We start from the raw sequence: 9191 nt of genomic DNA, 5'->3' as shown, positions 1-9191 counted from the left end.
TCCATTTTTCCAAATATTCCAAGGGTTTGACAGGAATTTCACAGCGAGTTCGAAAATTTGCTCGGGTGTGCGTTTTGTCATGACCTTTTTCTCCCGTTTTTCAATCAGAACCAGTTTTTCTTGCTCTAACTTGGTGATCTTCGTCTCATAGGCTGCGATAACTGTTGGGTTGTTGGTTTCAACGATGCGGGTCAACAGCGCGTAGAGTTGTTTGTCGGTTTGCGCCATTTGACGAGTCAGCTCGGCTTTTATAGCATGGCCCTGTGTCAAACGTTGCGCCCACGCTTGGGGCAGCATGGCCATATGATCAAGCGCGAGGCCATCAAGCGGTGTATCGACGAAGTCTGGGAAAAGCCGATTTTTATATTGCGCTGACATGCAATCGGTGCCGCGCCTTTGCCTATAAATTTACAACGATAATTGCCAGATTTGATTGTTTAGGTGCGCGAGCGTTTGCGCAAGGGTTTCACGCTGCATGCGTCCACCTAGACAAATGCGTACAAACCGCTCTTCGTCGCCTTGAGTGCGAAATGCGCTCTCTGGAGTTATGCCTATTTCATGATTAGACATTTGCGCCATCAAAGCCGCGCAGGTAATTCCCTTTGGCAATCGAAGCCAAATGTTAAATGCATGAGGGTTTGCAACGAATGAGGCCTCGGTCACGAGTTCCGCAGCAAGTTTTTGTCGGTCGGCGGTTTCGGAACGAATGAACCGTCGTATTTGATCGGCAGTGCCATCCAGAACCCAGCGCGTCGCCAAAGCCATTGAAATTGGGGACGACATGACAGACACCGCCCGAATTCCGTTTTCCAAAGCAAAATTGGCCCGAGCATTCGGTGCAACGGAATAAGCAAGTCTTAGGCCTGCACCGATACATTTGGCGAGCCCGCCGATGTACCAAGTCAATTCTGGCGCGAAAGCTGCTAATGGCGGTGGAGCGTCGGGCAGCACAAACCCATATGCATCGTCTTCTATCAAAGGGAGGTTATGACGCTTCATAACAGCAGTGATGGCCAATCGGCGTTCTGTTGGAACGATCATAGTGGTTGGGTTATGGAGCGTTGGATTGAGATAGAGCGCCTTAGGGTTTTCAGTCAAAATCGCCTTCTCTAGTGCATCGGGCAGTATGCCGTCCTTATCCATAGGCAGTCCCACAAGCTTTAGTCCAAGCTGTGCTGCGATTTTCTTAAAGCCTGCATATGTGATGTCCTCGCAGAGAATGCAGTCGCTTGGTTTCGCAAGAATTGTCAGGATTGCAAGCATCGTTGCATGCGCGCCGGGCGTCACGGCGATGCGATCTAAATTTGGCACAAGTCCACGCATAGACAACCAGATAGAGGCGGCTTCTTTATCGATGTCACCGCCTATTGGATTTTGGTAACGCAAAAGATGGACAAGATCATCAGACACAGCAGTCAGCCCCGCGCGCATACGTTCAAGCAGGTCGGGGTCGGTGGGTTCAGGCGGCGCGTTCATGGTCAGGTCACTTGCCAAGGACCGGCGTTCGTCGCTGAGGTTGCTCAGGCTTTTTTGTGGCAAGACAAATGTGCCGCGCCCAACATGTGATTCAACCAAGCCTCTATTGATCGCTTCGGTGTAGCCACGTGAGACAGTGGTGAAATCAACCCCGATCATGTCAGCAAGGCGGCGTTGCGAAGGGAGGCGGTCCCCGGGTAGCATCACGCGGTCTTTCATGTCTTGAGCGATGCAATCCGCAATCGCCAGGTAGCGAGGCTTGCGAGATTGTTCGATTCTATGTGGCCAATTTTCCATTTCTCGCCCCCAATTCTGTCCGAATTTCATTATTGTATGCCTTATTTACATACAATAATTTTAGTACGGCGTGTGCAAAAAATCTCTTAAATCGCGAAATATTGTGCAATAATTGCTGAAATATTCAGTCAAACGCTTATTGATCAGGCACAATCATACAATCAATACAATTACATTGAGTGCAATATTGTATGTATCAATAGCACCTCGGTGATCTGCTTGTCTAACTGAAGTCAATATCAACACGACGACAGGAGTTCGACATGCCAGAAGTAAACACACCAGCCCATAAAGATGGTGATTTTTTCGTAAATTATGAGGACAAGGTTTTCGAAGACGTCCAAGCCGAGCCGGGTGAGAAGGCGCTTGTCACCTTTCATACGGTCGCCTTTGAAGGCTCAATCGGTCTGGTAAACATTCTTCAAGCCATCCGCTTGCAGCGCAAAGGGTTTGAAACATCAATCTTGCTCTATGGTCCAGGCGTTTCACTGGGCGTACAACGCGGTTTTCCAACACTTGGGGATGAGGCATTCCCTGGTGCGCAGAACTATGCGGCCAATTTGACAAAGTTCATGAAAGAGGGCGGCAAAGTCTATGCCTGCCGTTTTGGTTTGCAAATGCTGATGGGCCAAGGCGAGCCATCGTTGCTGCCCGGTATCATCCCGATCGCTCCACAGGATGTTATGGATATCAAGCTCTTGCACCGTGGTCCTGACAGTTTTGTTGTCGACACCTGGACATTATAAGCCGCTTCCCCCCACCCAGAGCGGCAAGGGTGCTGCTCTGGGCTTTCCCTAAAAGTTACAGCGCGGGCGGCAACGTCGCAGCCCTTTCACACCACAAAGGATGATCCCATGTTAGATCACACCGTCAGGGCCGCCGCAGTCCAGATCGCGCCAGATTTAACGAGCCGAGCAGGCACGATCGAGCGTGTCTTGAACGCCATTGCTGACGCTGCAGGAAAAGGCGCGGAGTTGATCGTTTTTCCCGAAACTTTTGTACCTTACTACCCCTACTTTTCGTTCGTTTTGCCACCTATGCTGCAAGGACCAGAGCATCTGCGCTTGTATGACGAAGCCGTTGTTGTGCCATCACCCGAAACACAAGCCGTCGCAGACGCGGCCAGAAAATTCGGGGTTGTTGTCGTCTTGGGTGTCAACGAGCGTGACAATGGTTCGTTGTTTAACACTCAGCTGATTTTTGATGCCGACGGAAGCCTTGCCCTGAAACGCCGCAAGATCACGCCAACGTATCATGAGCGGATGATCTGGGGCCAAGGGGATGGCGCGGGACTTAAAGTGGTGGATACCAAAGTTGGCCGTGTGGGCGCTTTGGCCTGTTGGGAGCACTACAATCCGCTGGCGCGCTACGCATTGATGTCTCAACACGAAGAAATTCATGTCGCGCATTTCCCTGGAAGTCTCGTTGGGCCTATTTTTGCGGAACAAATCGAAGTCACCATGCGCCACCACGCCTTAGAGGCTGGTGCGTTTGTTGTGAACGCGACAGGATGGCTGACCGAGGATCAAATCGCCAGTGTGTCAGATGACCCCAAATTGCAAAAGGGTCTGCGCGACGGATGTATGACCTGCATTATCTCGCCCGAAGGTCGTCATGTGGTGCCGCCTTTAACTGAAGGCGAAGGCATTTTGATCGCCGATCTGGACATGAAACTTGTGACCAAACGCAAGCGTATGATGGACAGCGTCGGCCATTACGCGCGCCCAGAGTTGTTGCATCTGGTCCACGACGCTCGCCCTGCACAGCCCGTGCGCCGGATAGAAGACCCTCAAGACCTTATGACCACCCCAGAAACGGAGGCAAAAGATGTCTGAAGCTGACCTTATCAATGAATTGCAAACACGCGGTATGCGCTTGGTAGACCCGACTGCTGGCATGGAAAGCCGCCGCGGTGGCGCAGGGCCCACAGACCACAAAGCGGTGACGGTTGGTAACACCACCGTCATGGTGCCGGTCCACACGGCACCTGCGTTCGACAGTCCCTATGTCGTGCAAGCCCCAGGCGCAGATGGATTGGCCGCCGTGACCAAATCAGGTGTGTCACTTGGAAACGTACGTTTCCCTTTGCGTCCCAAGTTTTACGATTTGAAGACGTCTGACGGTATCGAATATAGCAAGATCGCGACATTGCATTCCAAAGATGTGTTGGCGACAACTGTTCTGCAAACTTGCATTCGATATGAGAGCCGCAAAAAGACCTGTCAATTCTGCGCTATTGGGCAATCCTTAGCCGCCGGTCGCACGATCGCCCATAAAACGCCGCAACAGCTTGCAGAAGTCGCAAAAGCAGCGGTCGAACTGGATGGTGTAAAGCACATGGTCATGACCACGGGCACGCCCGCAGGCAAAGATCGCGGCGCTGCGGTGATGGTCGAAAGCGCAGCCGCGATCAAAGCGGTCGTTGATCTGCCCCTTCAAGCACAATGCGAACCCCCAGAAGACGATATCTGGCACCAGCGCATGTTTGATGCGGGCGTTGATGCGCTTGGGATGCATCTTGAGGCGGTCACGCCAGAGGTGCGCGCACGCATTATGCCCGGCAAGGCGCAAGTCAGTCTCGAGAAATATTTTGACAGCTTCAAAGCCGCCGTAAAGGTCTTTGGCCGTGGTCAGGTATCGACCTATATCCTTGCAGGGCTGGGCGACTCCGCAGAGGCGATTTTGGAAACCTCACAAAAACTGTGCGATATCGGCGTTTATCCGTTTGTTGTTCCGTTTGTACCTGTGTCAGGCACACCGCTCGAAAGTCACCCCGCACCGACATCAGAGTTTATGGCCAGCATCTTGAAACCTCTGTCGGGCATGATCCTGCGCGCAGGGATGAGTTCTGAAAGCATCAAGGCAGGTTGTGGCAAGTGCGGTGCCTGCTCTGCCTTGTCCGTCTATGAGAAATTGAGGGCATCATGAGTTTCCAGAACCCCCATGCCTTTATGTCTCCAGACTTTATCATTCGTGCGGCGGCCCTGCCGTGGGAACTGAAGGGCGTCCAAGAGTTGCGACGCCAAGTTTTTGTCGAAGAACAGAAAATCTTTGACTTGCATGACCGCGACGCGATTGACGATATCGCGATGCCGCTTGCCGCGATCAGCACGTTTGCGTCTGAGGCTGACGCTATTGTTGGAACGGTGCGTATCCACCAAGAACACCCGCGTATCTGGCGCGGCTCGCGACTTGCGGTCTCTCACACGCACCGCCGGATGGGGCGTTTGGGGGCTGAACTGATCAGGCTCGCTGTCTGCACCGCGCATGGGCGTGACTGTGATCGTTTTCTGGCACAGGTCCAAATGCAAAACGTTCCACTGTTCAAACGTCTGCATTGGGCGTCCTTGCGCGAAATCGAAGTGCATGGCGTCCCGCATATGGAGATGGAAGCCGATCTGATGTGGTATCCTGCGATCAGCGACCCTTTCGCGGGATGGAAAACCCTATCCCCCAAACGGAAGCGAACGTTATGAAGCCTCATCCCGCGTTACGTCAAATGGTGCGAGACCTGCGCGCACATCCGTCTATTTTGAGCAAATTGGACATTGCGCAAAGTACGGCAACGCTTGGTTTGAGCGCTCAAAGTGAGGGGCAGCCCGGTGATGATTGCGCTGTCTTGCCCGTCAAAGGTGGTTTCGATCTGTTCGCTTGTGAGGGCTTCATCAACGCGTTCGTTCACGCCGATCCATGGTTTGCTGGTTGGTGCGCTGTCATGGTGAATATCTCTGACATTCTTTCAATGGGGGGGCGTCCCCGTTGTGTCACCAACGCCATTTGGGCCCCAAGTGCTGAACAGGCACAACCCGTTTTGGCAGGCATGAAGGCCGCATCTCAGGCCTACGGTGTGCCCATCGTCGGTGGTCACACCAATCTTCACAGTGATCAACTACAGCTTTCCGCCTCCATTTTAGGGCACGCAAAACATGTCATTTCCAGTTTTTCTGCCTGCCCTGGCGACGTGCTCATCTGTGCTATCGATTTGAAAGGGAGTTATCGCGAGCCGTTTGACAACTGGAATGCCGCTTTGACGACATCACCTGTGGTGTTGCGCAAAAACTTAGAAATTCTGCCAAACCTCGCCGAAACAGGCATGGTGGCTGCAGGCAAAGACATCAGCCAAGGCGGAATTGTTGGCACAGCTTTAATGTTGGCCGAAGCATCTAACGTCGCGATTGATATTCAGCTAGAGGCCTTGCCGCGCCCGCAAGGCGTGGAGTTGGCCCGCTGGTTGCGCAGCTTTCCAAGCTTTGGGTTTTTGCTTTCTGTAAAAGCCCAAGACGCAGACGACGTCTGCAAAATGTTCCAAGCCCACGGCATTTCTGCCGCCGCCTGTGGTGATGTCCTTGAGGGCTCGGCCCTGCGACTTACAGACCGCGAAGGCTCTGCCTTGTTTTGGGACTATGCCCGCGATCCATATTTGAACCTATCTACGAAAGAGGTCCAACATGCCTGAGACTCGTTTTACCGTGCGCTGGCCCGATGGCGAAACCGAAGTGTGCTATTCGCCGTCAACTGTGGTGCATGAATTTTTGTCTGCCGGAACAACCTATCCCTTGGATGATTTTGTCGTGCGTTGCCGCATTGCTCTGGAAAAAGCCAGCACCCGTGTCGAAGCAAAATTTGGCTATCGCTGCACAAGTGCCGATGCCCAACTCACTCAAATCGAGCGCAAAGCCAGCGCTTTTACCGCACCGGCAGACGTCATCTGCTTGTCGATCTCTTAAGGAAACACCCATGACCCATCGGGAAACAAAATCTGTTGTTGTTGTCGGCGGCGGACAGGCAGGGCTGTCCGTCAGCTATTACCTGTCTCAGGCTGGACTGGATCATGTTGTTTTGGAACGACACGCAAAGTTTCATTCTTGGCGGACCAACCGGTGGGACACGTTTTGTCTTGTCACGCCCAATTGGCAATGCCGCTTGCCTGACTTTCCCTATAATGGTGGCGATCCAGATGGTTTTATGGTGAAAAACCAAATCACTGACTATCTTGATGCCTTTGTCGAGACGTTCAATCCCCCGATTGTGGAACATTGTCAGGTGACCAAAATCACCAAACGTCCGAGCGGCGGGTACTTGGTGGACAGCAGTCAGGGTCACTATTCCACTGATCAAGTTGTGATTGCGACGGGTGGCTACGACAATCCTATTGTACCGACCTATGCCGCCGACCTTGATCCTTCGATCCTGCAAATGCATTCCGTTGATTACCGCCGTCCCGAGCAAATGCCAGACGGCGCCACTTTGGTGGTGGGGACAGGCCAATCCGGAGTGCAATTGATGGAAGACATGCACCTTAAAGGACGCGATGTTCACCTTGCTGTTGGCCCAGCTCCACGCTCTCCGCGGCAATACCGCGGGCGTGACGCAACCGATTGGTTGTACGATATGGGGCACTATAAGATCACAATAGATCAGCATCCCGATCCCGTCCACGCGATGACCAAAACCAATCACTATATGACAGGTCGGGATGGTGGCCATGAAATCGATCTGCGCAAATTCGCGCTGGACGGTGTGTCTCTATATGGTTCGGTCAGCGGGATGGACGGGCAAAAGATTCAGTTCCTGCCGGATCTCGAGCAGAATCTTGATGATGCCGACGACAGTTATCTTGGTATCCGCAACGCGATCGATGCTTATATTGACAAGAACGGGATTGATGCGCCGGCGGAACCTACATTTGAAAAACTGTGGCGCCCGCAGCAGGAAACCACCGAAATCGACTGTGCAAAACAAGGCATCACGTCAATACTTTGGGCGATTGGGTTCCGACCAGACTACAGCTGGATCGACGTGGATGTCTTTGATACTCACGGTCGTCCCGCCTACAATCGTGGCGTTTGCAATGAGACTGGGTTCTACTTCATCGGATTGGGCTGGTTGAACACTTGGGGGTCTGGGCGGTTCTTGGGTATTGATGAAGATTCAAAATATCTGGTCGATACAATTTCCAGCGTGGCGAATACATCAAAACGGATCGCATCATGAACGCGCTGGCATCCGTTGATCTCACAACTGTGGCGCGCGCTGAAACCATACCGCTTGGCATGGCCCAACTTGCATTTCACGGCCTGTCAGAGGATTGGTGGCTTCGCCATTTAGGTGATGTCCACTGGCAGTTGATCGCAGACGCGCTTGGCCAACGCACCACTGTTTTTTGGGACAAAAAAGGACGCCAAATGTATGCGGCCTTTTGCGCGACCGAATTTGAACAGCTGAACCCCGATTTGGCGACGCTCGGTCAAAATGTTGAGGTGAAATCTCAGCTTTGGTCTGCGGGCAAAAGCAAGATCCAATCCAATCACTTCCTGTATATCGATGGGGCCGAAATTGCGCGCTTTACACTTTTGTCGACATTTGTGGTGCACAAGGAAATTGGCGTCAATGCAAGCGTGAGCCGCGTCACGCCTTACCTTATTTCCGTCTTGCAGTACGCGCCCGATGGCTTCGCGCAAGAGACCGCAACACTGGCCAAGGAACTTCGGGATATGGAGCGCACGTGCGAGGATGCGATCACAATGTTTCCCTGTGTGGGAAGTGATTTTAACGCTGTAGGGTTGCTATATTTCCCAAGTTTTACACGATTGTTTGAACACGTTGAAGCGCGCAGTGCGCCAACAAAAACATGGTCTGCAATGCGCCGTCGTCGAGTTCTATATCTCAGTAACATTGAGCGCGGCGAACACGTCAGCGGCGCTATGTCTGGCCATGACCGTCAATCCATGACCTTGTGGCGCAGCGCAACTGGATCACATGGGGCAAAAAAGTTGGCGCACTGTTATGTCGAGCGATATTCTGCGGGGCAAATATCCGAGTAATTGAATTTAAAAGAGTGTATATGTTGTCACGTGTGACACGTGTGTATGCGGCTTCTTGGGGAACATGCTTGTTCATCAAACAAATATTTGTCCTGCTACGCAGTTGCAGCGCAGCCTTGATGATTTAGATCTGCGTCACAGTCCCGTTTGCGGTTTTTATCTCAAACGCATCGCGTTTCTGCAGCTCAACAACCAGACCCGTCAGCCAATTTCTGCTGGTTCCGTCATAAGAGAACTGGGGGATCTTCATGCCGTTTTGAAGCATGGGTTTCAGGATAAAGCGACAATTTTGTGATCTTATGCAACAACAGGGTCTGCACCTTTGTAGGTCAGAGCATGTCGATGGTATTGATGCAAATATATAGACTCATCGGGCATAAAACACCGAAAGCTGAGGCCGCAGGATCGTTGATGTTGGGGGAACCACTCTTTTCCGATGGATCCCAAACCAAATGGCTTTGGTGAGTCGTCAACGGAATAATGATTTTTCTAAGACCCACTTTGGCGGAAAGTGAATGATATTCAATGAATTTGGTAGGCCCGGTAGGACTTGAACCTACGACAAAAGCGTTATGAGCGCTCTGCTCTAACCAA

Annotated in this window: 11 protein-coding genes and 1 pseudogene; 9 read left to right on the top strand and 3 right to left on the bottom strand. The window is 52.2% G+C overall.

Annotation, left to right across the window (positions count from 1 at the left end; all coding sequences use genetic code 11):
- Together ACSHWX_RS17275 and ACSHWX_RS17270 are read right to left on the bottom strand one after the other, a co-directional pair.
- A pseudogene (locus ACSHWX_RS17275) lies at positions 1–378 on the bottom strand (hypothetical protein); the annotation flags it as partial.
- A 30-nt stretch (positions 379–408) separates the two neighbouring features.
- Positions 409–1773 carry a PLP-dependent aminotransferase family protein gene (locus ACSHWX_RS17270; protein ID WP_342855691.1) on the bottom strand — a complete coding sequence of 455 codons (1365 nt, stop codon included), beginning with the start codon at positions 1771–1773 and terminating at the stop codon, positions 409–411.
- A 263-nt stretch (positions 1774–2036) separates the two neighbouring features.
- Here ACSHWX_RS17270 and ACSHWX_RS17265 point away from each other — a divergent pair, with 263 nt between their 5' ends.
- The 9 genes from ACSHWX_RS17265 to ACSHWX_RS17225 all read left to right on the top strand — a co-directional run bounded on the left by ACSHWX_RS17265 (position 2037) and on the right by ACSHWX_RS17225 (position 8892).
- Positions 2037–2519, top strand: a complete 483-nt coding sequence (locus ACSHWX_RS17265; protein WP_342855690.1) for an MSMEG_0572/Sll0783 family nitrogen starvation response protein — start codon at positions 2037–2039, stop codon at positions 2517–2519.
- Between the two features lie 108 nt (positions 2520–2627).
- Complete coding sequence (locus ACSHWX_RS17260; RefSeq protein ID WP_342855689.1) at positions 2628–3608, top strand: Nit6803 family nitrilase; 981 nt, start codon at positions 2628–2630, stop codon at positions 3606–3608.
- Positions 3601–4701 (top strand): MSMEG_0568 family radical SAM protein, encoded by a 1101-nt coding sequence (locus ACSHWX_RS17255; RefSeq protein ID WP_342855688.1) that lies wholly within the window; start codon positions 3601–3603, stop codon positions 4699–4701. Before ACSHWX_RS17260 ends, ACSHWX_RS17255 begins: the two co-directional genes overlap by 8 nt.
- Positions 4698–5249, top strand: coding sequence for an MSMEG_0567/Sll0786 family nitrogen starvation N-acetyltransferase (locus tag ACSHWX_RS17250; protein ID WP_435669458.1), 552 nt, complete (start codon positions 4698–4700; stop codon positions 5247–5249). The genes ACSHWX_RS17255 and ACSHWX_RS17250 overlap by 4 nt, the downstream gene beginning before the upstream one ends.
- On the top strand, positions 5246–6229 hold the full coding sequence (locus tag ACSHWX_RS17245) for a sll0787 family AIR synthase-like protein (RefSeq protein WP_435669457.1): 984 nt from the start codon (positions 5246–5248) through the stop codon (positions 6227–6229). Before ACSHWX_RS17250 ends, ACSHWX_RS17245 begins: the two co-directional genes overlap by 4 nt.
- The gene (locus ACSHWX_RS17240) at positions 6222–6500 is read left to right on the top strand and encodes an MSMEG_0570 family nitrogen starvation response protein (RefSeq protein ID WP_435669456.1); all 279 of its coding nucleotides are present in this window, start codon (positions 6222–6224) and stop codon (positions 6498–6500) included. The genes ACSHWX_RS17245 and ACSHWX_RS17240 overlap by 8 nt, the downstream gene beginning before the upstream one ends.
- A 10-nt stretch (positions 6501–6510) precedes the next feature.
- Entirely contained in the window at positions 6511–7767 is a 1257-nt protein-coding gene (locus ACSHWX_RS17235; RefSeq protein WP_435669455.1) for an MSMEG_0569 family flavin-dependent oxidoreductase, read from the top strand.
- Positions 7764–8597, top strand: a complete 834-nt coding sequence (locus ACSHWX_RS17230) for a Pnap_2097 family protein (protein WP_435669454.1) — start codon at positions 7764–7766, stop codon at positions 8595–8597. The genes ACSHWX_RS17235 and ACSHWX_RS17230 overlap by 4 nt, the downstream gene beginning before the upstream one ends.
- A 64-nt stretch (positions 8598–8661) precedes the next feature.
- On the top strand, positions 8662–8892 hold the full coding sequence (locus ACSHWX_RS17225) for a hypothetical protein (RefSeq protein ID WP_342855682.1): 231 nt from the start codon (positions 8662–8664) through the stop codon (positions 8890–8892).
- 34 nt (positions 8893–8926) lie between these two features.
- Here ACSHWX_RS17225 and ACSHWX_RS17220 read toward each other — a convergent pair.
- A partial coding sequence (locus ACSHWX_RS17220) for a hypothetical protein (RefSeq protein WP_435669453.1) occupies positions 8927–9191 on the bottom strand: 265 nt, incomplete at its 5' end.

The sequence above is a fragment of the Maritalea sp. genome (assembly GCF_051251695.1).
Classification (GTDB): domain Bacteria; phylum Pseudomonadota; class Alphaproteobacteria; order Rhizobiales; family Devosiaceae; genus Maritalea.
Note: the sequence above shows the minus strand (reverse complement) of the source record. Positions and strands in the feature narration are given on the sequence as shown.

What these genes read in the sequence shown, in the direction of transcription:
- ACSHWX_RS17250 (WP_435669458.1), top strand. Translation starts at nt 4,698, where the DNA reads ATGAGTTTCCAGAACCCCCATGCCTTTATGTCTCCAGACTTTATCATT.
- ACSHWX_RS17240 (WP_435669456.1), top strand. Translation starts at nt 6,222, where the DNA reads ATGCCTGAGACTCGTTTTACCGTGCGCTGGCCCGATGGCGAAACCGAA.
- ACSHWX_RS17255 (WP_342855688.1), top strand. Translation starts at nt 3,601, where the DNA reads ATGTCTGAAGCTGACCTTATCAATGAATTGCAAACACGCGGTATGCGC.
- ACSHWX_RS17235 (WP_435669455.1), top strand. Translation starts at nt 6,511, where the DNA reads ATGACCCATCGGGAAACAAAATCTGTTGTTGTTGTCGGCGGCGGACAG.
- ACSHWX_RS17260 (WP_342855689.1), top strand. Translation starts at nt 2,628, where the DNA reads ATGTTAGATCACACCGTCAGGGCCGCCGCAGTCCAGATCGCGCCAGAT.
- ACSHWX_RS17265 (WP_342855690.1), top strand. Translation starts at nt 2,037, where the DNA reads ATGCCAGAAGTAAACACACCAGCCCATAAAGATGGTGATTTTTTCGTA.
- ACSHWX_RS17230 (WP_435669454.1), top strand. Translation starts at nt 7,764, where the DNA reads ATGAACGCGCTGGCATCCGTTGATCTCACAACTGTGGCGCGCGCTGAA.
- ACSHWX_RS17245 (WP_435669457.1), top strand. Translation starts at nt 5,246, where the DNA reads ATGAAGCCTCATCCCGCGTTACGTCAAATGGTGCGAGACCTGCGCGCA.
- ACSHWX_RS17270 (WP_342855691.1), bottom strand. Translation starts at nt 1,773, where the DNA reads ATGGAAAATTGGCCACATAGAATCGAACAATCTCGCAAGCCTCGCTAC.
- ACSHWX_RS17225 (WP_342855682.1), top strand. Translation starts at nt 8,662, where the DNA reads ATGCTTGTTCATCAAACAAATATTTGTCCTGCTACGCAGTTGCAGCGC.